The sequence below is a fragment of the Mycobacterium sp. 050134 genome, assembly GCF_036409085.1.
In the GTDB taxonomy this organism is placed as follows: domain Bacteria; phylum Actinomycetota; class Actinomycetes; order Mycobacteriales; family Mycobacteriaceae; genus Mycobacterium.
The window spans coordinates 25,948-47,133 of sequence record NZ_JAZGLV010000032.1 but is presented as its reverse complement, the minus strand read 5'-3'; the positions used below and the strand labels follow the sequence as shown (position 1 = coordinate 47,133).

The 21,186-nt window shown below is 69.6% G+C and carries 22 protein-coding genes; 7 read left to right on the top strand and 15 right to left on the bottom strand.

The genetic code is table 11. The features are described from left to right. Nucleotides 1-90 precede the first annotated feature (90 nt). From SKC42_RS25690 to SKC42_RS25665, 6 genes are all read right to left on the bottom strand, one after another. Nucleotides 91-852: a universal stress protein gene (locus tag SKC42_RS25690; protein ID WP_330967056.1), complete on the bottom strand. Its 762-nt coding sequence runs from the start codon at nucleotides 850-852 to the stop codon at nucleotides 91-93. A gap of 60 nt (nucleotides 853-912) precedes the next feature. After that, complete coding sequence (locus SKC42_RS25685) at nucleotides 913-1,914, bottom strand: 1-phosphofructokinase family hexose kinase (protein WP_330967059.1); 1,002 nt, start codon at nucleotides 1,912-1,914, stop codon at nucleotides 913-915. A gap of 16 nt (nucleotides 1,915-1,930) precedes the next feature. After that, nucleotides 1,931-3,982 (bottom strand): erythromycin esterase family protein, encoded by a 2,052-nt coding sequence (locus SKC42_RS25680; protein ID WP_330967055.1) that lies wholly within the window; start codon nucleotides 3,980-3,982, stop codon nucleotides 1,931-1,933. A gap of 103 nt (nucleotides 3,983-4,085) precedes the next feature. Then, nucleotides 4,086-4,325 (bottom strand): hypothetical protein, encoded by a 240-nt coding sequence (locus SKC42_RS25675; RefSeq protein ID WP_330967054.1) that lies wholly within the window; start codon nucleotides 4,323-4,325, stop codon nucleotides 4,086-4,088. A gap of 128 nt (nucleotides 4,326-4,453) precedes the next feature. Continuing rightward, a complete protein-coding gene (locus SKC42_RS25670; RefSeq protein WP_330967053.1) occupies nucleotides 4,454-4,723 on the bottom strand; it encodes a DUF1918 domain-containing protein in 270 nt (89 codons plus the stop codon). A 41-nt stretch (nucleotides 4,724-4,764) separates the two neighbouring features. Continuing rightward, on the bottom strand, nucleotides 4,765-5,751 hold the full coding sequence (locus tag SKC42_RS25665; RefSeq protein ID WP_330967052.1) for an Acg family FMN-binding oxidoreductase: 987 nt from the start codon (nucleotides 5,749-5,751) through the stop codon (nucleotides 4,765-4,767). A gap of 195 nt (nucleotides 5,752-5,946) precedes the next feature. On the opposite strand from SKC42_RS25665, the gene acsA reads away from it, so the two are divergent. The 7 genes from acsA (at nucleotide 5,947) to SKC42_RS25630 (ending at nucleotide 12,866) form a co-directional block, all read left to right on the top strand. Further along, a complete protein-coding gene (gene acsA / locus SKC42_RS25660; RefSeq protein WP_330967051.1) occupies nucleotides 5,947-7,749 on the top strand; it encodes an acetate--CoA ligase in 1,803 nt (600 codons plus the stop codon). Further along, nucleotides 7,746-8,723, top strand: a complete 978-nt coding sequence (gene pdhA / locus SKC42_RS25655; protein ID WP_330967050.1) for a pyruvate dehydrogenase (acetyl-transferring) E1 component subunit alpha — start codon at nucleotides 7,746-7,748, stop codon at nucleotides 8,721-8,723. The genes acsA and pdhA overlap by 4 nt, the downstream gene beginning before the upstream one ends. Next, on the top strand, nucleotides 8,720-9,697 hold the full coding sequence (locus tag SKC42_RS25650) for an alpha-ketoacid dehydrogenase subunit beta (protein ID WP_330967049.1): 978 nt from the start codon (nucleotides 8,720-8,722) through the stop codon (nucleotides 9,695-9,697). The genes pdhA and SKC42_RS25650 overlap by 4 nt, the downstream gene beginning before the upstream one ends. Further along, on the top strand, nucleotides 9,694-10,905 hold the full coding sequence (locus SKC42_RS25645) for a dihydrolipoamide acetyltransferase family protein (RefSeq protein ID WP_330967048.1): 1,212 nt from the start codon (nucleotides 9,694-9,696) through the stop codon (nucleotides 10,903-10,905). Before SKC42_RS25650 ends, SKC42_RS25645 begins: the two co-directional genes overlap by 4 nt. A 6-nt stretch (nucleotides 10,906-10,911) precedes the next feature. Then, on the top strand, nucleotides 10,912-11,175 hold the full coding sequence (locus SKC42_RS25640; RefSeq protein WP_330967047.1) for an acyl carrier protein: 264 nt from the start codon (nucleotides 10,912-10,914) through the stop codon (nucleotides 11,173-11,175). A 127-nt stretch (nucleotides 11,176-11,302) separates the two neighbouring features. Continuing rightward, on the top strand, nucleotides 11,303-12,280 hold the full coding sequence (locus SKC42_RS25635) for an Acg family FMN-binding oxidoreductase (RefSeq protein WP_330967046.1): 978 nt from the start codon (nucleotides 11,303-11,305) through the stop codon (nucleotides 12,278-12,280). A 169-nt stretch (nucleotides 12,281-12,449) separates the two neighbouring features. Continuing rightward, nucleotides 12,450-12,866, top strand: a complete 417-nt coding sequence (locus tag SKC42_RS25630) for a pyridoxamine 5'-phosphate oxidase family protein (RefSeq protein ID WP_330967045.1) — start codon at nucleotides 12,450-12,452, stop codon at nucleotides 12,864-12,866. A gap of 116 nt (nucleotides 12,867-12,982) precedes the next feature. On the opposite strand, the gene SKC42_RS25625 is transcribed toward SKC42_RS25630, so the two are convergent. The 9 genes from SKC42_RS25625 to SKC42_RS25585 all read right to left on the bottom strand — a co-directional run bounded on the left by SKC42_RS25625 (nucleotide 12,983) and on the right by SKC42_RS25585 (nucleotide 21,056). Continuing rightward, complete coding sequence (locus SKC42_RS25625; RefSeq protein ID WP_330967044.1) at nucleotides 12,983-14,386, bottom strand: bifunctional lysylphosphatidylglycerol flippase/synthetase MprF; 1,404 nt, start codon at nucleotides 14,384-14,386, stop codon at nucleotides 12,983-12,985. An 88-nt stretch (nucleotides 14,387-14,474) separates the two neighbouring features. Further along, entirely contained in the window at nucleotides 14,475-14,957 is a 483-nt protein-coding gene (locus tag SKC42_RS25620) for a hydrogenase maturation protease (protein WP_330967043.1), read from the bottom strand. Further along, the gene (locus SKC42_RS25615) at nucleotides 14,954-16,246 is read right to left on the bottom strand and encodes a Ni/Fe hydrogenase subunit alpha (RefSeq protein WP_330967042.1); all 1,293 of its coding nucleotides are present in this window, start codon (nucleotides 16,244-16,246) and stop codon (nucleotides 14,954-14,956) included. Before SKC42_RS25615 ends, SKC42_RS25620 begins: the two co-directional genes overlap by 4 nt. Continuing rightward, nucleotides 16,243-17,010 carry an oxidoreductase gene (locus SKC42_RS25610; protein WP_330967041.1) on the bottom strand — a complete coding sequence of 256 codons (768 nt, stop codon included), beginning with the start codon at nucleotides 17,008-17,010 and terminating at the stop codon, nucleotides 16,243-16,245. The genes SKC42_RS25615 and SKC42_RS25610 overlap by 4 nt, the downstream gene beginning before the upstream one ends. Next, nucleotides 17,011-17,865, bottom strand: coding sequence for an FAD/NAD(P)-binding protein (locus tag SKC42_RS25605; protein ID WP_330967040.1), 855 nt, complete (start codon nucleotides 17,863-17,865; stop codon nucleotides 17,011-17,013). After that, on the bottom strand, nucleotides 17,858-18,973 hold the full coding sequence (locus tag SKC42_RS25600) for a 4Fe-4S dicluster domain-containing protein (protein WP_330967039.1): 1,116 nt from the start codon (nucleotides 18,971-18,973) through the stop codon (nucleotides 17,858-17,860). The genes SKC42_RS25605 and SKC42_RS25600 overlap by 8 nt, the downstream gene beginning before the upstream one ends. Before the next feature lie 63 nt (nucleotides 18,974-19,036). Continuing rightward, a complete protein-coding gene (locus tag SKC42_RS25595) occupies nucleotides 19,037-19,615 on the bottom strand; it encodes an Rv1733c family protein (RefSeq protein ID WP_330967038.1) in 579 nt (192 codons plus the stop codon). A gap of 40 nt (nucleotides 19,616-19,655) precedes the next feature. Next, nucleotides 19,656-20,654, bottom strand: coding sequence for an Acg family FMN-binding oxidoreductase (locus SKC42_RS25590; RefSeq protein ID WP_330967037.1), 999 nt, complete (start codon nucleotides 20,652-20,654; stop codon nucleotides 19,656-19,658). Nucleotides 20,655-20,783: 129 nt separating this feature from the next. Next, nucleotides 20,784-21,056: a hypothetical protein gene (locus tag SKC42_RS25585; RefSeq protein ID WP_330967036.1), complete on the bottom strand. Its 273-nt coding sequence runs from the start codon at nucleotides 21,054-21,056 to the stop codon at nucleotides 20,784-20,786. Nucleotides 21,057-21,186 lie beyond the last annotated feature (130 nt).

The following is a 21,186-nucleotide window of genomic DNA, read 5'->3' as shown; positions in this document are numbered from 1 at the left end:
ATCAAGGCCCACTGGGCATCGGTAAGCAACTGAAACCGCGACATACCCCAAGCCTCACGCACAACACCCGAAACCATTGTCAGACACGCCCTAGTGCCGCACGACGAGCACGGAGCAGTCGGGATAGCCCACGATCGGATGACAGTTCGGCGTGACAAGCCCGGCGATCTCCCCGGCGTCGGCGCTGCCGACCACGGCCAATTCGATTGCGCTGCCGTGCCTCTCGCCGCGCCTGGCACCAGTGCCCGCGGCCACGGTCTCGACGTGGACGTCCGGATACCGTCGCACCCAGCTGTTCAGTCGGCGATCGATCTGCCGCACGGTGGCGCGGCGGCGGCGCCCCTCCTCCATCGCGGTGCGCACGACCTCGTCGTTGTCCGGCTCGTCGTTGAGCACCACCGAGATCACCCCGAGCTCGGTCGGTGATCCGTCGGGATTCGTGCGGATGATCGCGACCGGGCAGTGCGCACGCGCCACCAACCCGGCGGCGGTCGGGCCCAACAGCCCGTCGGACGCCCATCCGCGCCGGGAGGTTCCGACGCAAACCATTGCCGCCCCCAGTGATTCGTCGACCAACACCTCGGCGGGGTCACCCGAGAGGATCGCGGTCTCGATCTCGACCGGCTTGTGTTCGCTGAGCACGGCGCTCTGCGCCTGGGTCAGCGCCATTTCGCCGCGCTCGATCTCCCAGTCGGACGGTGGGCTGGCCACGTGCGGGCGCGCGGCGACGTACACGAGGCGCAGCGGCAGCTGGCGGCCGATCGCCTCGTCGACCGCCCACTTGGCGGCGTTCACCGCGGCCGTCGAACCGTTGACGCCCACCACCACCGACTTGGCGTCCAGCTCACTCATTTCGGCTCCTGACTGTCCTGGCTCAAGGCTATTGCGCCGCCGCGGGCCGCGAAGGGGCCGTTAGCCCTCTCCGGCGATGCCGTTCGTCCCCGGGACAGCGCTGAGATCGGCCGGTTCGCCGACGAGCTCGAACAACTTGTCCACGTCGGCGCGCTCGCAGGCCGCCGTGCCGGGCGTCATCAACATCGCCGCCCCAGCGGCGATCCCGTAGCCGACGGACTTGACCAGGGTCCATCCGCGGCTGAGCCCCACCGTGAGGGCGGCCACCATCGCGTCGCCCGCTCCGACTCCACTACCCTCGGGCATCGGGATGGCCGAAAAGCGTTGACTGCCATGCCGAGTCGCGAGCAGCGCGCCCTGCGATCCCAGGGATACCAGGACCACCTCGGCCCGGCGACTGTCGACGAGCTCGTGGGCGGCGGCCAGTTGCTCGGCCTCGGCGCCCAGGGGCCGCCCGACGCATTCGCGCAGTTCCCGCACGCTGGCCTTGAGGAGAAACACCCCCGACGAGACGTGCCGCAGTCCGCCTCCGGAGGTATCCAGGATCAGGCGGGCGTCCAGCTGCAGGCACATGTCGGCGACCTGTTGGTAGAAATCCGGGGGCGCGCCCGGCGGCAGGCTGCCGCTGGCCACCACGAAGTCGGCCGACTCCGCCGCGGCCCGCAGCTCGTCGAGGCAGCCCTCCTGTTCGGCGAACGTCAACTGCGGCCCCGGCAGGACGAACCGGTACTGCTCGCCGCTGCCGGTCTCGTTGACCGTGAAGCTTTCTCGCGTCGCGGCCGCGATGGCGACGTGTCGGAACGGCACCCCCGCATCCCGAAGGAGCAAGAGGACCACATCGCCCGTCGGTCCCCCGGCCGGGATGACCGCGGTGACCGACGCCCCGAGCACGTGGGCGATCCGGGCGACGTTGATGCCGCCGCCGCCGGGGTCGTAACGCGGCGGGTCGCAACGCAGCTTGTCGGTGGGCCGAACGACGTCGACGCTGGTCGTGATGTCGAGCGCGGGGTTCATCGTCAGGGTCACTATCTGTGACCGGCCGGGCGCCGCCGAAGTCTCCATCATGTCGTCGGGTGTGTCAGAGGCCGCTGGGGTAGGTTTCCGGCGTCTCGCCCGCGATCCACCGGCTCGTCACCTCGAGGGGCTCCAGGGCGCGGGTCCGGTCGATGTGGATCATCGCGTCGAACTGATCAGACGGGCGGACATGGAAGTAATGGCTCTGCCGTTCGGTTTCCGGTCGGTAGATCACCCCGATCGCGCGACCCAGCCGCACCGCGCTCATCGGCTCGCCGGCCTCCGGGCAAAGCGCCGCCGAGACCAGGAACGCGTCCTTGCCCGCCTCGTGCAGCAATTCCTCGATGCTGCCGTTGAGCGCGGGGCGCACGGCCTTTCGCTCCGCCACGCCGCCCCAGTCGGTGGCCGCGGTGACCGTGCCCGTGTAGGTGCTGAACCCGATGAGGCGCGACTCGTCGCCGAACCGCTCGCGCGCGAGCTGACCCAGCGTGAGCTGCCCGTCGGCGAAAACCTCGGTGGCGCGCGCGTCGCCGACGTGGGAGTTGTGCGCCCACACGACGATTCGTGCCTCCGGCGCCGCCCCGGCGTCCTGGTGGCGGTCCAGGTGATTCAGCAGCGCCTCCAGGGTCTGCCCCATGTGCTTGTCGCGCAGGTTCCACGACGTAACGCGCCCGGCGAACATTGCCCGGTAGTACTCCTCCGCGTCGCGCACCGTCTGCGCGTTCTGTTCGGCGTAGAACAGTTCGTCCTCGGCGAGCAGGCCGTCCCGGCGCGCGTAGGCCAGGGCGTTGCGCTGGATCTCGACCAGTTGTTCGATCGCTTCTCTTTCGCAGGACGGGCCCGCGCCGAATGCCGCGGAGAAGCCGTACGCCTGGCCGTCGTCGGCCGAGGCGTGGTCGAAGCAGGAGTAGCGTTCCCGCGCCCGCGCGGCCGCCTTGGGGTCGATCTTGTCGAGGTAGGCGATCACTTCCTGCATCGACCGGTGCAGGCTGTAGAGATCCAGCCCGTAGAAGCCGGCCTGGCGTCGATTGTCGGACTCCTGGCGCCGGTTGTGATCGCGCAGCCAGTCGACGAAGTCGCGGACCACGACGTTGCGCCACATCCAGGCCGGGAAGCGCTCGAAGCCGCTCAACGCCTCGTCGGCTCCGCGGTCTTCGCCGAGCCCGCGCACGTAGCGGTTCACCCGGTAGGCGTCCGGCCAGTCCGCCTCCGCGGCGACGGCGCAAAACCCCTTCTCCTCGATCAGCCATTTGCTGATGGCGGCGCGGGATTCATAGAACTCGTGTGTGCCGTGCGAGCTTTCGCCGATCAGGACGACGCGGGCGTCACCGATGAGCTCTTCCAGCGCGTCCCGCGGTGGGATGCCCTCGGGCGCATTGATGGCCACCTCCCTGATCACCTCGGCCGGCGTCCGCGCTGCGGGTCCTCGGGTTGGGCCGCCGGTGGTGGGAGTGGCCAGCAGCCGGCGCACCTCGTCGTCGGTGACCTGGCGGAAATCCCAGAACGATTCGCCGACGGCGAGGAACGGGGTCGGCATGCTCGCGCACACGACGTCATCGACGATGCCGGCGAACTCCCGGCAGGTCGATTCGGGGGCGGCCGGAACCGCGATCACGATGGCGGCGGGCTCGGCTTCGCGCAGGGCCTGCACCGCCGCGAACATGCTTGCGCCGGTGGCCAACCCGTCGTCGACGAGGATGACGGTCTTGCCGGTCACGTCGAGGGGCGGCCGTCCGCCGCGGTAGGCGGCCTCGCGCCGGACGAGCTCTCGTCCCTCGCGCTCGGCGATGGCGCGAAGTTCCTGCGGGGTGATCCGCAACCCGCGCACCACGTCGTCGTTGACGACGACACGCCCTCCGCTCGCCAGCGCCCCCACAGCGAACTCCTCGTGGCCGGGTGCGCCGAGTTTGCGGACGATGAACGCGTCCAACGGGGCGTGCAGCGCGGCCGCCACCTCCCACGCCACCGGGACGCCGCCGCGGGCCAATCCCAGGACAACGACGTTGCGCCGGTCGCGGTAGGCGCCGAGCAGGTCGGCCAGCACCCGTCCGGCCTCGCCGCGATCACGGAACACGCGGCGCGGCGAGCGCCGCCTGACATCAGCCGCTCTGGTCATGATGCGACAACCTCCGTCTGCTCGCTTGACGAGTCCATCGGATCAGCCACCTCGGAATCGGCGATAGGGACCGAAGTCCCGGCCTCGCGGGTCGTTCGTCGGCTCAGCCGCGACGGCGAAGCTCGCCGATGTAGGACATGACCCGATTGAGGATCAGCTCGTATGCGTCGCCGTCCTCGGCGAGGCGGACCAGCCCCCGGTGACGCAGGAAGCCCTCGACGCGTCTATCCAGCGTCCAGTCCGCATAGGTGTCGGTCGCGTACGCCGAGTGTAGGAACTGGAACGCGAGCCCGTCGACGTCGGCGTCGGTCAACAGCGGCGAACCGCCTACACAAGTGGCCATTTCACGTCCTCCGCGTTTGCTGGGCGGTCTCATGATGTCGGCGCCCGGAGTGTCGCGACTAGGGACTGAAGTCCCCTCTTGGCGGGGCTTAAGCGGTTCGCCTGTGCGGTGCTGAGGCGTCCCGCCGCTCAGGCGCGGTGGGTGCGTTCGGTGATCGCAGCTTGCACCGCGGCGAACCGGGACCGCGCCCGCTCGTCGGCGGCCTCTTGCTGGGCGGCGGTGACCACGATCGCGTCGGGCCCGGGATAGACGGTCGCCTCCTCCCCGGTGGCCAGCCACCGGACGCGGTAGGGCGGCACACCGTCCGGTGAGCGCACCGCGGTGATCAGGCCGCGCAGGTCCGGATGGCCGATCGTGCCGCTCTTGATCACGAGCCAGTCGCCGACGTCAGCCTTCATCTGCGATCCTCCCAACCACGTTGCCCTGCAACATTTTTGCTTTAGCGCCGAATCTCCAGGACCTCACGCAGGGGTCGCCGCGGCGTCGGCTCCGACGCAGCCTTGGTCGGCGGCTCGGTGCCCACTCGAACGAGCACCTGCGGCACCCCGGACCCGGCCGGCAACACATCCCGGACGATGTCGCGGCTGGCGCCCAGCTCGGTTATGTGAGTCACCGTGCAGGTAGCCAGCCCCGCCATGGTGCATTCCAGCAGCACCGCCGACAGCGCCTGGCCGGCGTTCAGCGCGTCCGTGCGGGCGTCACCGGGCGTGGACAGGGCAATGATCTTCGCCTCGTCGGGGCTGCCGGCGGAGCTCTTGCCGTTGTGATGTCTGGCCGGGAAACTGCGGTTCAAGCCGACGCCGCCGCCCCGCAGGTCGGGGGGCAGGGCGCTTTCCGGTATCCCTTCGTCATCCCTGGACGGCGCTGTCCACCAACTCAATTCGTGATGGTAGAGGTCGTCGTAGCGGCGCAGGGCCTCGGTGAGCCGCGAGGCCTCGATCAGGCGCGGCCGCGCGTCGTCGGCCAGCACCTCGAGGGAGACGAGATCGGTGTCGAACGCGCTGCGCAGCACGGGCTCGAACGACGCCCAGCCCTTCGGTGCGTGAAAAGGCCGCCGATCGGTGCGGCGCCGGGAGATGGCGGCGGCGCGATCGCGCCGGGCCTCGGCGACGTACTCGGACGGGGAGAAGTCGATCGAGGCTAGGTGGTCGAGGTTGTTCGGGTTGGGGAACGCGTCGACGCCGGTCTCCCAGCCCACCGCGGCCATGGCGACGCGGAAGTGATCGAGCACCGCCCCGCAGCTGATGATCGACTGCCGGCCGGAGCCGTCCGCCGAGACCACGATCCGGTGGGGGTCGGCGAACAGGTCAACGGTCGGGCCGCCGGCCACCCACCGCCAGGGCTGGCTGTTGTGCAGCGAGGGGGCGCGGCATGCCAATTCGACCGCTTTCTCGAGCACGTCGGTGTCCACCATCGTCTGCGTCATCGCCTTCCCTTTCCCGTCTGCTGTCTCACCCTCGGTCATGCCACGCCCCGGACGCCAGAGTCCTTGGTCCCCCGGGCCGCGCCTTAATGCCCGAGGGAAAACGTGGCGGCGACTGGTGACTTTCGTCTCTATTGCGGCGTCCGGCGCCCGGCAAACGATGAAGGCGCCCAAGCAAGAAGGAATCGGGACCCCATTATGGACGTCATCCGCAAAACCCCACATGACCTCGGCGTCCGGCCCAACCTGACGGACTATGCACAAGCCCGGACCCAGTTCCGGTGGTCCGACGTGCCGGCGTTGTGCGAGGGCATGGGGCCCGACAGGTGCAACATCGCCTACGCGGCGGTCGACAGGCACCTCGGGAACGGACCGGCCGCCACGCGCACCGCACTGCGGTTCGTCGCCGACCAGGGCTGGGACGGCTCGGTGGCCACCCGGGACCTCAGCTACGGCGAGCTCGGCCGTCTCATCAAACGCTTCGCGAGCGTGCTGCGCTCGCTGGGCATCGACAAGGGCGACCGGGTCTTCACGATCATGGGGCGCTGCCCCGAGCTCTACATCGCGATGCTCGGCTCGCTGCACAACGGCAGCGTCGTCTCCCCCCTGTTCTCGGCCTTCGGGCCCGAGCCGATCGCCACCCGGGTCAACATCGGTCAAGCCGACGTCCTGGTGACCACGCGGGCGATCTATCAGCGCAAGATCGCGAAGATCCGCGACCGGCTGCCGTCGGTGCGGCACGTCCTCGTCGTCGACGACGGCACGGCCGGTGATCCCCCGGCCGGAACGCTGAACTTCTGGCATTGGATGGACGCCGCCGACGAGAACGCGCCGATCGAGCAGACCACCGCCGACGACCCAGCCTTGTTGCACTTCACCAGCGGCACCACCGGCACACCCAAGGGCGCCATTCATGTCCACGGCGCCGTCACGATGCACTACGTCACCGGCCTCTACGCGCTCGACCTTCACCCCGACGACATCTATTGGTGCACGGCCGATCCCGGCTGGGTGACCGGCACCTCCTACGGCATCATCAGCCCCCTGCTGCACGGGGTCACCTCGATCGTCGACCAGGCCGAGTTCGACGCCGAACGGTGGTACCGCATCCTGCAGGACCAGGCGGTGTCGGTGTGGTACACGGCGCCGACCGCGATCCGGATGCTGATCAAGGCCGGCCCGGAACTCCCGGCGCAGTATCGCTTTCCGCGGCTGCGCTTCATCGCCAGCGTGGGGGAACCGCTCAACCCGGAGGCCGTCTGGTGGGGTAAGCGGGTGCTGGGGCTGCCGATTCACGACAACTGGTGGCAGACCGAGACGGGCGGCATCATGATCGCCAACACCCCGGCGTTCGACATCAAACCGGGCTCGATGGGTCGGCCTCTGCCCGGCATCGACGCGTACATCGTGCACCAGAATGACTCCGGCGCAACGGAAGTCGTCGACGAACCAAACGTCGAGGGCGAGCTCGCCCTCAAGCCGGGCTGGCCCTCGATGTTTCGGGGCTACCTGAATGCCGAGGAGCGCTATCGGAAGTCGTTCGCCGACGGGTTCTACCTGACGGGCGACCTCGCGAAGAAGGACGCCGACGGCTACTTCTGGTTCGTCGGGCGCAAAGACGACGTGATCAAGTCCGCCGGGCACCTCATCGGGCCGTTCGAGGTCGAGAGCGCGCTGACCGACCATCCGGCGGTGGCCGAGGCGGCGGTCATCGGCAAGCCGGATCCGACCGTCGGCGAGATGATCAAGGCTTTCGTCACGCTGAAGAACGGGGTGGTCGGCGACGACGACCTGCGGCTGGAGCTGATCGGCCACGCGCGCAAGCGGCTCGGGGCGGCGGTGGCGCCCAAGGAGCTGGAGTTCGTCGACTCCCTCCCGCACACCAGCAGCGGAAAGATCATGCGGCGCCTGCTCAAGGCCCGCGAGCTCGGTCTGCCCGAGGGCGATACCTCCACGATCGAGCGACAACCCGCCCAGCAGTCCGAAGGTGTGCTCTCATGACGGACACGAAGCTGGCCCACGAGCTGTTGTCGGACATGATCCGGGTCCGCCGCATGGAAGAGAAGTGCGCGGAGCTCTACAGCGCGGCCAAGATTCGCGGTTTTCTGCATCTCTATGTCGGCGAAGAGGCCGTCGCGGCCGGATCGCTGCGGACGCTCGCGGACGACGACGCGGTGGTCGCGACCTACCGCGAGCACGCCCACGCGCTGCTGCGTGGCATCCCGATGACGTCGATCATGGCCGAGATGTTCGGCAAGCAGGAGGGTTGCTCGCGCGGCCGCGGAGGGTCGATGCACCTGTTCGACGCGGGCAAGCGGTTCTACGGGGGCAACGCGATCGTCGCCGGCGGCCTGCCGCTGGCGGTCGGCATCGCGCTGGCCGACGCCATGTTGCGGCAGAAGCGCGTCACCGCCTGCTACTTCGGCGACGGGGCGGTGGCCGAGGGCGCGTTTCACGAGTCGTTGAACATGGCCGCGCTGTGGCATCTGCCGGTGCTGTTCTGTTGCGAGAACAACCTTTACGCGATGGGCACCGCACTGGACCGCGCGCAGTCGCAGACCGATCTCACCGTGAAGGCCGCTTCGTACCGCGTCCCGACTCTGGCCGTCGACGGCATGGACGTCGAGGCCTGCCACGCCGCCGCGCAAGAGGGCGTCGACCACGTCCGCGACACGGGCGGGCCGTTCTTCATCGAGTTCCGCACCTATCGGTTCCGCGCGCATTCGATGTTCGACCCGGAGCTGTACCGCGAGAAGGACGAGGTGGAACGGTGGCGCGAGCGCGACCCGATCCGGTCTTTCGCCCAGCGCGGCCTGGCCGACGGCACGATCTCCGAGGCGGACGTGAGCGAGATCGAGGACGCGGCCGCGGCCGAGATCGAGGCGGCGGTGGCGTATGCCGAAGCCGGAACGTGGGAGGACACCGCGGACCTGGAACGGGACGTGCTGACACCGGCCGCGGAGGCGACGCGATGAAGACCACCTACCGGACCGCCGTGCATGACGGGCTGCGCGACGCCTTGCGCGACGACTCGCGCGTCCTGCTGATGGGCGAAGACGTCGGACGGTACGGCGGAACCTATGCCGCGTCCAAGGGCCTGCTCGAGGAGTTCGGCCCCGAGCGGGTGCGCGACACCCCGCTATCGGAGCTGGGCTTCGTCGGCATCGGGATCGGCGCGGCCCTCGGCGGGCTGCGGCCGATCGTCGAGGTGATGACGGTGAACTTCAGCCTGCTCGCCCTCGATCAGATCGTCAATACCGCTGCGGCGCTTCGGCACATGTCCGGGGGGCAGTTCTCCGTTCCCCTCGTGGTGCGGATGGCGACCGGCGCGGGCCGCCAGCTCGCCGCCCAGCACTCGCACAGCCTGGAGCCCTGGTACGCCCACATCCCCGGCATCAAGGTCGTCGCCCCCGCCACCGTCGAAGACGCGTACGGCATGCTGGGGCCCGCCCTGGCCGACCCCGACCCGGTGCTGATCTTCGAGCACGTCCAGCTCTACAACACCTCCGCCGACATCGAGACGCTGGCCTCCACCGACATTTCCCGGGCGGCGATCCGGCGCACCGGCACCGACGCCACGATCGTCGCGTACGGCGGGTCGCTGTGGAAGGCGCTCGACGCGGCCAACGAGCTGTCGCTGGCCGGCATCGACTGCGAGGTCATCGATTTGCGGGTGCTGCGGCCACTCGACGACGACACCATCCTCGGGTCCGTCCGCAAGACGCACCGGGCCGTCGTCATCGACGAGGCGTGGCGCAGCGGCAGCCTGGCCGCGGAGGTCAGCGCGCGGGTGATGGAGGGCGCTTTCTACGACCTGGACGCGCCGGTGGCCCGCGTCTGCAGCGCCGAGGTCCCGATGCCGTACGCGAAGCACCTGGAGCAGGCCGCCCTGCCCCAGACCGCGGCCATCGTCGCCGCCGTGCACGGGTTGTTCGGTGATCCGTCATGATCGAATTCACCATGCCCGCATTGGGTTCCGACATGGACGAGGGCACCCTGAACGAGTGGCTGATCAAGCCGGGCGACAAGATCACGCGCGGCCAGATCGTTGCCGTCGTCGAGACCACCAAGGCGGCCGTCGAGGTCGAATGCTGGCAGGAGGGCACGGTCGGCGAGTTACTCGTCCCGGTGGGCGACACCGTCCAGGTTGGAACGCCGTTGGCCACCCTGCTGGCGCCCGGCGAACACGCCGAGAAGCGGCCCCGGGCGGCGGCGCGCGCCGCCGCTAAGGCCCCCGCGGCCGCCGCGCCGTCCGCACCCGTCGCCCGCCCGGGTACCCTCACCGCGCCCGGGCATCGCCGCTGGGTCTCGCCGGCGGCGCGCCGCCTGGCGCAGAGCCTGAGCGTCGATCTGGACGCCGTGACGGGCACCGGCCCCCAGGGGGCCGTTACCATCAACGACGTCGAGCATGCGGCCGCCGTCCGGGAACCGGCCAAGCCGGCGACCCGACCGGCGGCGACGTCGGCGGCCAAGCCGGGCGCCGAGCGCGCGGCGCAGATGCGCAAGTCGATCGCCGCCGCCATGAGCCGGTCCAAGCGGGAGATACCGCACTACTACCTCGCCGACGAGATCGTGCTGGAGAAATCGCTGGCCTGGCTGACCGCGCGCAACGCTCAGCGCTCCATCGACGAACGGGTGCTCCCGGCCGTCCTGCTGCTCAAGGCCGTGGCCCTGGCCGCGCAGCGGTTCGGCGAGTTCAACGGGTTCTGGCGGGAAGACGGTTTCGAACCCGCGACCGGCGTCCACGTCGGCGTCGGGATCTCTCTGCGCGGCGGTGGTCTCGTCGCACCGGCAATCCACGACGTGCCGGACAAGAAGCTCGACGAGTTGATGGACGACCTCACCAACCTCGTGGCGCGGGCGCGCTCCTTCTCGCTGCGGAGCTCCGAGATGTCGGACCCGACCATCACCGTCACCAACCTGGGCGACAAGGGCGTCGACGCGGTCTTCGGGGTGATCTACCCGCCGCAGGTCGCCATCGTCGGGTTCGGTCAGCCGGCCCAGCGCGTCCGGGTCATCGACAACGGCATCCGAATCGTCCCGACCGTGCACGCCACGCTGGCCGCCGATCACCGGGCCAGCGACGGACACCGCGGCGCGCTCTTCCTCGGCGCCATCAACGAGTTGCTGCAACAGCCCGACCTCCTGGAGAAGTGATGTGCGATGACGACGACGAATGAAGACACCCGGTCGGTGGTGCTGTCCGTATTGACCAGCATCGCACCGGAAGTCGAGCCCGATGACATCAGCGACGACGTGCTGCTGCGCGACCAGGTCGACCTCGATTCCATGGACTGGCTCAGCTTCCTGCGCGGCATTCACAAGCGCCTGCACGTCGACATTCCCGAAGCGAACTACGCCTCGCTGCGGACCCTGGCCGATGTCGTCGGATACGTGGACAAGAACGCGCCGCCGCCCGGCGCATGAGCGCGCCGTCCCGGGGCACGTCGAGGACTTTTGCCACCGAACGGCCCTGCTGGCGGGGACGAACGGCCCTTGGGACGAAGTTTGCTGGGCCGTAACGTCGATGACAACTGGAAGGCAGGTTGAGCCCATGCAGACGACGGTGGATGCCCGAGTTCTGCAGAAGGCCGTGCACCTGGCCTGCCGGGCCCCGTCGGTGCACAACAGCCAGCCGTGGCGGTGGGTCCGCGACGGCGGGGTTCTGCACCTATTCGTCGATCGTCACCGCACCGTGCCGGGTACCGACAGATCGGGCCGGGAAACGATCCTCAGCTGCGGCGTCGTGCTGGACCACCTTCGCGTCGCCATGCTTGCCGCGGGCTGGGATTCGCTGATCACTCGGTTTCCCGACCCGCACGACCCGGACTACGTGGCATCGGTCGCGTTCCGGCCCGCCACTCAGGTGACCGGCGCCCAGCGCGACCGCGCCCGGGCGATCCTGCAGCGCAGGACCGACCGCTTGCCGCTGGGACGGCCCACGTATTGGGATTTGTTCGAACCCGTCCTGCGTGAAGCATTCGACGACGGCCCGGTGGCGCTGGACGTGCTCTCCGATGACGTGCGGCCGCTGCTCGCCAAGGCGTCCCAGCTGACCGAGATCATTCGCGGTGATGACGCCTCGTATCACGCCGAACTCGAATGGTGGACCTCGCCTTTCGCCCTGGCCGATGGCGTGCCGCCCAGCGCGCTGGTATCCGACAGGGAACGGCAGCGGGTCGACGTGGGGCGCGAGTTCCCGATCCGGGGCCACCAGGATCGGCGGCCCGCGGTCAAGGCGGACTGGTCGAAGATCCTCGTCCTGTCCACCCGCGGTGACACCCGGACGGACGTGTTGCGGTGCGGGGAGGCGTTGTCCGCGTTGCTGCTCGAGTGCACGACGGCATTCATGGCGACCTGCACCCTGACCCATCTGATCGAGGTGGACGAGAGCCGGGACATCGTGCGCAGCCTGCTCGACGAGCGTGGGCACCCCCAAGTGCTGATCCGCACCGGGATAGCGCCGGCGACGGAACACCCACCGGCACCCACGCCGCGTCGTCCGCTGCGCGACGTCCTCGAGATCCGCTAGGTGCGGCCGGTGGTCGAACAACTTTGGTCCCTGCAGGGCATGACCTTCGGCCGGCGCACACGCGGCCCCCTGGCAATAAACTGGCTGCGTATCAACGCATTCCAATGGCTTGCAATGGCTTGCAATGGTTTCCAATGGCTTTCACAAACCTTCACAAGGGGAACGGCTGATGTCGGTAATCGATGACGGAATCAATATCCTGCCGGTGAGCGAATGCTGGGACCTGATCTCGGGGGTGACGTTGGGACGGCTGGTCACCAGCGTCGACGGTCAGCCCGAGATATTCCCGGTCAACTACGCCGTCCAGCGCCGCACCGTGCTGTTCCGCACGGCCGAGGGCACCAAGCTGGTGAGCACCGCGATCAACCGTCACGTCCTGTTCGAGGTGGACGACCACAACGTCGCGGAGGGCTGGAGCGTGATCATCAAGGGCACCGCCCGTTCGCTGCACACCTTCGAGGAACTCGAGGACGCCGAGCGCGCCCAGGTTCTGCCGTGGACCTCGACGGAGAAGTCGCACTTCGTGCGGATCGTTCCGGAGACCGTCACGGGTCGCCGATTCCGGTTCGGCGTGCCCACCGAATAGCGAATTGAGCGGCGGGCGCGCGACGCCGAGATCGCCGAGGTGGTCACGCCTCGCCGGAAAACCCAACCCACAAGGCAATCTCGGCGATCGGCCGGTCAGGCACCAACCGGCCGGCCCTAACCCGCCCGCGGGTGGCGTGGGCGTGGCACGAACTCCAGCGACAGCAGCACCATCAGCGCCGCCGGGATGTGGTGGGCGCACAGGACCACGTATCGCCGCTCCGACAATGCGTGGAACTTGCGCAGGTATCGGTACAGCGACTCGAGCCGGATCAGCGGGTCGAGCAGGTGGATCAGCCGCAGCGCGGCCCGCTGCGACAGTCCGGGGTCCACGGCTTCAAAGATCTCTGGGAACGCCGCGAATGCCAAGGAAAGACGCTCCCCACCATGGCTTTTGGCGTTGGCGATCATGTCGACGGTGAGACGTTCGTCGACGCCGTTGGGGGCGTCCGGGCGGCGGAACGGCACGTCCAGACTGACCTCGGAACCCTGGCCCGCGGTCGGGTACCGGTGAAAGGCGACCACCCTGCCCGACCGGTCGCGGGCAATGGCCAGCGTGACGCCGGGGAAGCGGCCCTGCAGGGCGCCGTCGAGGTTCATGCAGAAGCCACGCTCGGTGCGTGCGGCGCGGTGGGCGGCGTAGAGCACCTCGGTCAGCTCGCCCACCAGCGCGTCGCCGAGGCGCTGCTCGTCGGCGAATTCGGTGGTGACCCCGAAGTTATGGGTGCGTTGCACCGCCTGGCGCAGGTTGCGATAGCGGCGGCCCTTCAGCGTGAAGTGGCGGACGTCGACCACGACATCACGGCCCATCGGTACGGCCAGCATCGGTTGCCCCACCGTCTCCCTGCGCCACAACCGCAGGTGGCGCTCGCCGCCCGCCAGCACGATGATCTGCCAGCCCCGGCCGCGGCACATCCGGACGAAATCGGCCGCCAGGTCGTCGAATCGGGACGCATCGCCGATCGGGTCGCCGCTGACGACGGCGAACCCCAGCCGGGTGCGGTACGCGATCGCCGCGGTGTCGTCGGCGTTGAAGTGGTAGCTCTTGCTCGAATGCATGGCGAACGGCGCCAGCGCATCGGATCGCGTGGCGTCGACCAACGCCCACACCCGCTCCAGCAGCTCGGGCTGCGGTCGCGCCGTGGTGGGCGACATCAGCGCGAGCCCACCAGCAGCGACCAGCACGTTGCCCACCACCGGGAACGCCAGGAAATGCGCGAACACCCCGGCGCCCAGCGTGGCGGCCGCGATCAAGGCGTGCCCGATGGTCACTGGACGGCCCAGGAAGATGCCGCGGGCGATGAGGGCCACCGCGGCCAGCAGCGCCACTGACCAGCCGAACCTGCCCGGCGCCACCCGGTCGTATCCGAGGTGCTGGCGCGCGACCAGGACCGTCAGCCAGCCCAGCACGCACAGCAGCAGGAACACACTGGCGAAACGGATCATCGGGGCGTCGGCACGGACGAGGACGCGCTCGCGGCCCCGCGCTGTGACGGCGCCGCCGCCCCGGCTGGCATTCATATCCGTCCACTTTCGGTCGGCCGCATCATAGGCAGGCTAACCGGCGCCGCCGCGCGCCCGCGAGTGCCGTTCGTCCCCAGGCGGCGACCTAATTGCCCGTCTTGCGGCGGCCCCCGAGTGCGGCGTCGATCTCTTCCCGGGCCAGGCGCACCGCCTCCGGCACGGCCCGCGCGACCGGCGGGGTCAACCCGGCGCCATGTCCCGTGTCGGCCGCCTCGACCGCAAGCACCACGAGGTCGTCGGGCAGCCGCCCCAGCGCCTCCCCCAGCCGATGGGTCTGCGCGACATCGACGCTGTGCGAACTCAATCCGACGCGCGCCGCGGTCAAGTCGGCGAGCGTGCAGCGCCGTACCCGTCCGTGGGCCGGCGGGGTGGCGACGGCGGCGTCGATCACGATCGCCAGCCCGGCACCGGACCACGCCTCCAGGAGCGCGAGCGGATCCGCGATCCCCGTCACGACGGCGACGTCGGGGAGGCCGAGGGCGCCAAGCGCCGCCGCGACGGCCGGTCCCACGCCGTCGTCGCGGCGGTGCTCGTTGCCCAGCCCGACCACGACGACCGGGGCGGTCACCCCCGGTCCACGGTCAGCGTCAGGAAATGCGCCGAGCAGGATATGCACGGGTCGTAGCTGCGAATTACGCGCTCGCACAGGTCGGTCAGCGCACCATCGTCGAGCGAGAGGTTCGTCGAGACCACGCGGGCCAGATCGGCTTCGATGGCCGCCTGGTTCTGCGACGTCGGCGGGACGAGCGTCGCCGCCGTCACCAGCCCGTCCGCGTCGATCTCGTAGCGGTGATACAGCAGGCCGCGGGGCGCCTCGCTGACGCCGTGACCGACGCCCGCGCGCGCCGGCACCTCGACGAAGGGCCGCGCCGGCCGCTCGTATCCGTCGATGATGCGCAGCGCCTCCTCGATCGCGTACACGACTTCGACCGCACGGACGACGATGCTGCGAAACGGGTTTCGGCATTCGCCCGAGAGCCCGGCCGCAGCCGCCGCCTGCGCCGCGATCGGCGAGAGGGCCGCGGAGTTCAGGCAGTAGCGCGCCAACGGGCCGGTGAGGTAGCGGCCGCCGTCGAGCGTGGCGTGCAGGGCGGTGGAATGCGGCACCTGCGCTTCCCGCACGTGCTCGGGGAAATCGGACACGGGGAACTCCGGTCCGGCGCTGCGGGCGATCACACCGTCTTCGATCGGGTACTTCCCGTCCTGGCGCAGCGCGAACATCTCGTGGTCGAGCTCGAGGTCGGGAAAGTCGAACCCGGCGACCCACTCGACCGTTGCGACCGCGTCGTCGAGCGCGCTGCGCAATTGCTCTGTCACCGGCGCGAATTGCCGACGGGTGGGCACCGAGTAGAAGCCACCGAGGCGCACGTTGATCGGGTGGATCGCCCGGCCGCCGACGAACTCCATCAGCCGGTTGCCGGCCTTCTTCAACCGCAGCCCGCGCTCGACGACTTCGCGATCGTCGCGGGCCAGCGCGATCGCGTCGGGGTAGCCGAAGAAATCGGGCGCGTGCAGCAGGTAGATATGCAACGCGTGGCTGTGAATCCACTCGCCGCAGTACAGCAACCGGCGCAGCGCGACCAGCTCGGGGTTCACCTCGACGCCACAGGCGCTTTCGATCGCGTTGCAGGCGCTGAGCTGGTAGGCGACCGGGCAGATCCCGCACACCCGGGCCGTCAGATCCGGGGGCTCGGTGTGGGCGCGCCCGCGCAGAAATGCCTCGAAAAACCGTGGCGGCTCATAGATGTTCAGCTCGACGCTGTCCAGAGCGCCGTCCTTCAGTGTGACGTGAAGCGCCCCTTCACCTTCGACCCGGGTGAGTGTCCCGACGCTCAGCGTTCGCCTGCCCTGCGTCACCGCGGTCCCCCCTCGCCGCCGCGTTCGGGGGCGAACGCCGCGACGTTGAACGTCGAGAACACCCGCTCGACCCCGCCCTCGGACATCCCGTCTCGGCGCAGCAGCGGGATCAACGTCGCGGTGCGCGGTGCCGCGGAGGGGCCGAAACACCCGTAACAGCCGCGACGATGGCTCGGGCACAGCGCCCCACACCCCGCGTGGGTGACCGGGCCCAGGCACGGCGTGCCGTCAGCCACCAGGACGCATGTGACGCCGCGCATCTTGCACTCGGTGCACACCGTCTTGGCCGGCAGCCGCGGCTTGCGCCCGATCAGCAGGGCGGCCAAGGTGTCGAGCAGCTGACCGCGGTCGATCGGGCAGCCCGGAATCTGGTAGTCGACTTTGACGTGCGCCGAGGCGGGCGTGGAGGTCGCCAACGTGTCGATGTATTCCGGCCGCGCGTAGACGACGGAGACGAACTCGTCGACGTCGACGAAGTTCCGCAGCGCCTGCACTCCCCCGGCCGTCGCGCACGCCCCGATGGTCACCAAAATCTTTGACTGCTGGCGGATTTCGCGGATGCGCTGCTCGTCGTGGCGAGTGGTGACGGAGCCCTCGACCAACGACACGTCGTAGGGACCGCCAACCATGGCGCTGGACGCCTCGGCAAACGTGGCGATGCGCACCTGGTCGGCCAGCGTGAGCAGTTCGTCCTCACAGTCGAGCAGCGTGAGCTGGCACCCGTCGCACGACGCGAACTTCCAGACGGCCAGGCTGGGGGCCATTCACAGCTCCTTGACTCGCAGTAGCGGCCCGGCGACGTCGTAGCCGACGACGGGGCCGTCGCGGCACACCAGCAGCGGACCCAGCTGGCAGTGCCCGCACAGCCCGATCCCGCATTGCATGTTCCGCTCCAGGGAAACGCGAACATTATGCGCGGCAACGCCTTTGGCGACCAAGGCCTCGGCGGCGAAGCGCAGCATCGGCTCCGGGCCGCACAGGAACGCGGTGGTGCGTGCCGCGTCCAGCGCGAGCCGGCGCAGCGGCTCGGTGACCAGCCCCACTTCGCCCCGCCAGCCCTGTACCGGCACGTCGACGGTCACGTGCAGCTCGATCTGGGGGTCGTCGGCCCACTTCTCGAGCTGGGCGGCGAACACGAAGTCCGACCGCGAGCGGGCGCCCACGATCAGCGTCACCTTGCCGTAGCGGGACCGCCGGGCCAACGCACCCAACACGGCCGGACGCAGCGGGCACAGCCCGACGCCGCCCGCGACCATGACCAGGTCCCGCCCGGCGGCCTCGTCCAAACCCCAGGTGGTGCCGAAGGGGCCGCGCACGCCGATGATCGAGCCCGGCGCCGAGTCGTGCAGTGCTCGGCTCACCGCCCCGACCGCGCGCACGGTGTGGGTGATCGACCCGTCGGTCACGGTGGGGTCGCCGCTGATGGAAATCGCCGCCTCGCCCACGCCGAAGGCGTAGAGCATCATGAACTCGCCCGGTTGCGGCGTCCGTAGGACGTGGCCGACCGGCTCCAGGCATAGCGTCGCGGAATCGGGGCTCTCCACGACGCGGCTGCGGACCCGGTATGGGACGGGCGCCATGGCCGACGGCGGTGGCGCGACACCGACCGCCTCAGTCATCGTGGGCCATTTTGTTCATTTCTTCGGTGATGTCGATGCCGGTGGGGCACCAGGCGATGCACCGGCCGCAACCCACGCAACCGGACATGTCGAACTGGTCGTGCCAGGTGCCGAGCTTGTGGGTCAGCCAATGGCGATATCGCGAGGCCCCCGACTGGCGGACGCTGCCGCCGCCGTGCACGAAGGTGAAGTCGAACTCGTAGCAAGACGACCAGTTCTGCCACCGTTCGGCGTGCTGACCGGTCAGGTCGCTGACGTCCTCGGTGCTGGTGCAGTAGCAGGTGGGACAGACCATCGTGCAGTTACCGCAGGTCAGGCAGCGGCCCGCCACCTCCTCCCATTGCGGCGATTCGCGCGACGAGATCAGCAGGTCCCGCAGATCGGTCTCCGGCATCTGGCGGCCCATCCGCCCCGAGGCCGCCGCCACGTCGGCCCGCGCGGAGGCGGCCTCGGCTTCGCCGGCCGGCCGGTGTGGGACGGCCGCCAGCACGCCGGCGCCCTCGGGGGTGCCGACCTCCACGAGGTAACGCACGCCGTCGGCGTCGACGCGCTCGGTGAGCGCGAGGTCGTAGCCGGGGCCGGCCGCGGGGCCGGTTCCCATCGACGCGCAGAAGCACAATCCCCCAGGTTCCGTGCAATTGACGGCCACCACAAAGATCTGGCGATGGCGCCGGACGAAGGAGGTGTCGGGGTACTGTCCGCGGCCCAGCACCCGATCCAGGGTCGCGATCGCGGCGAGGTCGCAGCCGCGCACGCCCAGGAAGGCGTACCGCGGCGGTTCGGGCTCTGGCTCGCCGAAGCCACCTGGGGCGCCGTCCCGGTCCCCCGCCCACAGGCGCCGCCGGGGCGGGTGCAGGAATTGCTTGAAGGACTGCGGTCCCGATGAGTGCCCGAAGGCCGCGTCGTCGTCGCGCCGGCGCAGCCGGTAGCTCCCCGGGGCCACGTCGACGCCCCAACCGTTGGGCAGGTCGGCGGCCGACTCGAGCTCGTCGAGCACGATCGCGTTGTCCCGCAGGGTCGGCCCGACCACCCGGTAACCGCGTTCGATCAGTACCTCGACAAGCCGGTGCAGGGCGGCCGCATCGAACACCGCGGCGTCGGACGTCATCGCCACATCATCCGCCTAATTCGACTGCGCTGTATAGGGTTACTGTGCTCGGCCCGGCAAAATTCATTGCCAATTTGTCCGGCCACCGTCTTCCACCAGGGACCGGATCTCACGCTCCCATGCCGCGTCACGCATCCGATTCAGCCGCGAATACACCACCGCCAGAGCCGATGTCATCGCGAAGGCCACGAACAGCAGCGTCACCGTGACCACACCGGCCGCGTCGGTGACGGCATGCCAGCCCGGGGTGGGCGGCAATACCGAATTGCCGTCCCTGTCGATCCAGATGTCGACGGTCTGGCCGGCTTTGACGGGCGTGAACAGCTCCAGCGTGCCCGTGCGCTCGCCGGGTGGTACCGGCCACCTGGCCTGCACCACCGCCGTACCGGACTCCTGCAGCAGGGTGTCGGTGACGGTTGCGACGACGCGATGCCGCTCGTGCGCCTCCTGGGCGTAGACGCGCTCGCGCGCGCCGTGTACGACGGCGCCGACCACACCGGTGAGCGGTACCGCCAGCATCGCCACCACGAGCGCAACCAGCACGACGAAGGCCTCGACGCGGTCGCTCCGCCGCAGCAGCGGATTGCGGCCGACGATGCGGGCGATCTGCCAGCGGCGGGGGTCCAACGTGAACGTCTCCATGCCATGGTCCTTGCGCGTCAGCGGATTGAGATTGTGAGAACTAGTGGACGACGTGCGGCTCGTGGTCGACCAGCCACTCGGCGAAATCGGAGATTTCACGGCGCGGCGTCGCCGGCAACGGGTCGGCGTTGATCGGCGCCCAGCCCACCCGCAGCAGCATCTGCGGATAGTCGTTGTCCCCGAAGATGTCCGAGCGGACGGCCTCGCGAGTCCCGGCCATCTCCAACGGTTCGGTGACCGGGCAGCTGGCCAACCCCAACGACGTTGCGGTCAGGAGCACGACGCTGGTGGCCTCACCGGCGCGCAGCCGGGCCAGCCGGTCGTCGTTACGGGTGCCCAGCGCGAGCACCACGGCGTTGTCCTCCTCCGGTGACGAATCCGGCGGCATGGGCAGCACCGCCCCGGCGAAGTACCGGCCCGGTATTTTCGCGTGCGGGTCCGGCACCGGCGTATTGCGCGCCGGAACGCCGGCCACCGACGCGTAGCGCCCGCTCCACGCCGTGAGTTCGGCGAGGTAGTCCTCGGTCCGGTGGTCCCGGACGGACTGGGCGACGATGTCGTGCAGCTTGTCGACGTCGTCGACCCGGCACAGCGTCACGCCGTTTCGTGCCGCCCGGGCCGCCATCAGGGCGATGTCCGCGACAGGCACCGGCCAGTGACTGTAGTAGCGCCGGTCGGTGCGCCGCCGCGGTATCGCCGCCGCAAGCGCGATATCGACGGGATCGGCGGGATAAGGTGCCAGCTCGATCGCGGCGAGGTGATCCGGGTCGGCCGGGTTCGGCAGCCGGTGCACCTTGGACCGCCAGCCGACCGCGGCGAAGGCGACTAGGCAGTGATGCAGCGCCGCGCCGCAACTCAGGATGAGGTCGCGGCCATCGGGGTCGGTGTTGGGCAGTTGCCGGCTGGCGTCCGCGTACAGGTGCAGGCTCGACGCGCCCACCCGCCACCGCCAGGGTTGGGTGTTGTGCACCGACGGCGCCCGAGATGCCAGAGTCAGGGCCGTCCGGGTGGTGCCTGCATCCGGAAACCGCGCGTTCATGACCATTGATCCCTTCGGTAAAGCTCTGTGTCGTCCACCATCGCGGAACGGTCCGGCCCGGCGCGAGGGCACGACGGCACTAGCCGGAAGGACTTTGTTCCAATGACGCCGGACACGGTGGTTTGCGCTCTACGCCGCGGCCGCGGGGGTCACGTCGACTGACAGCCGCTCCCCGACCGCGTAGGCCGTTGCCCAGTCACCGATGCACGCCGCTCGCGCCAGGTCGTCGACCAGTGGGGTGTGCACGCCCAGCTCCGCCAGCCACGCCGACACGGTGGCGGCGATCTGATGGCCGGGCACCGCAACGGTGCGCTCGCTGTGCAGGCGGTCGGTGACGCGATACATCGTCACCGACGATGCGGCGGGCCGAGGTTCGCGTCGCACATGTGCCGAAAACCTCATGATGGCCTCCTCGCTCAGCCTGAAAGGTTCATCCGACCATGTGACCGCGCCGCGACGTAGGGCCGAACGAAATGCGTGGGGGGTGCTTCGGTCGCACGTCAGACGTGCCGAGGTCCCTGGCGGAAAGGTC

Excerpts from the sequence above, each read along its gene's own strand:
- SKC42_RS25650 (WP_330967049.1), top strand. The coding sequence starts at position 8,720 with ATGAAGACCACCTACCGGACCGCCGTGCATGACGGGCTGCGCGACGCC.
- SKC42_RS25590 (WP_330967037.1), bottom strand. The coding sequence starts at position 20,654 with ATGAACGCGCGGTTTCCGGATGCAGGCACCACCCGGACGGCCCTGACT.
- SKC42_RS25630 (WP_330967045.1), top strand. The coding sequence starts at position 12,450 with ATGTCGGTAATCGATGACGGAATCAATATCCTGCCGGTGAGCGAATGC.
- SKC42_RS25585 (WP_330967036.1), bottom strand. The coding sequence starts at position 21,056 with ATGAGGTTTTCGGCACATGTGCGACGCGAACCTCGGCCCGCCGCATCG.
- SKC42_RS25635 (WP_330967046.1), top strand. The coding sequence starts at position 11,303 with ATGCAGACGACGGTGGATGCCCGAGTTCTGCAGAAGGCCGTGCACCTG.
- SKC42_RS25645 (WP_330967048.1), top strand. The coding sequence starts at position 9,694 with ATGATCGAATTCACCATGCCCGCATTGGGTTCCGACATGGACGAGGGC.
- SKC42_RS25685 (WP_330967059.1), bottom strand. The coding sequence starts at position 1,914 with ATGGAGACTTCGGCGGCGCCCGGCCGGTCACAGATAGTGACCCTGACG.
- pdhA (WP_330967050.1), top strand. The coding sequence starts at position 7,746 with ATGACGGACACGAAGCTGGCCCACGAGCTGTTGTCGGACATGATCCGG.
- SKC42_RS25665 (WP_330967052.1), bottom strand. The coding sequence starts at position 5,751 with ATGACGCAGACGATGGTGGACACCGACGTGCTCGAGAAAGCGGTCGAA.
- SKC42_RS25680 (WP_330967055.1), bottom strand. The coding sequence starts at position 3,982 with ATGACCAGAGCGGCTGATGTCAGGCGGCGCTCGCCGCGCCGCGTGTTC.
- SKC42_RS25600 (WP_330967039.1), bottom strand. The coding sequence starts at position 18,973 with ATGACGTCCGACGCCGCGGTGTTCGATGCGGCCGCCCTGCACCGGCTT.
- SKC42_RS25675 (WP_330967054.1), bottom strand. The coding sequence starts at position 4,325 with ATGGCCACTTGTGTAGGCGGTTCGCCGCTGTTGACCGACGCCGACGTC.
- SKC42_RS25670 (WP_330967053.1), bottom strand. The coding sequence starts at position 4,723 with ATGAAGGCTGACGTCGGCGACTGGCTCGTGATCAAGAGCGGCACGATC.
- SKC42_RS25595 (WP_330967038.1), bottom strand. The coding sequence starts at position 19,615 with ATGGAGACGTTCACGTTGGACCCCCGCCGCTGGCAGATCGCCCGCATC.
- acsA (WP_330967051.1), top strand. The coding sequence starts at position 5,947 with ATGGACGTCATCCGCAAAACCCCACATGACCTCGGCGTCCGGCCCAAC.
- SKC42_RS25610 (WP_330967041.1), bottom strand. The coding sequence starts at position 17,010 with ATGGCCCCCAGCCTGGCCGTCTGGAAGTTCGCGTCGTGCGACGGGTGC.
- SKC42_RS25625 (WP_330967044.1), bottom strand. The coding sequence starts at position 14,386 with ATGAATGCCAGCCGGGGCGGCGGCGCCGTCACAGCGCGGGGCCGCGAG.
- SKC42_RS25690 (WP_330967056.1), bottom strand. The coding sequence starts at position 852 with ATGAGTGAGCTGGACGCCAAGTCGGTGGTGGTGGGCGTCAACGGTTCG.
- SKC42_RS25605 (WP_330967040.1), bottom strand. The coding sequence starts at position 17,865 with ATGACTGAGGCGGTCGGTGTCGCGCCACCGCCGTCGGCCATGGCGCCC.
- SKC42_RS25640 (WP_330967047.1), top strand. The coding sequence starts at position 10,912 with ATGACGACGACGAATGAAGACACCCGGTCGGTGGTGCTGTCCGTATTG.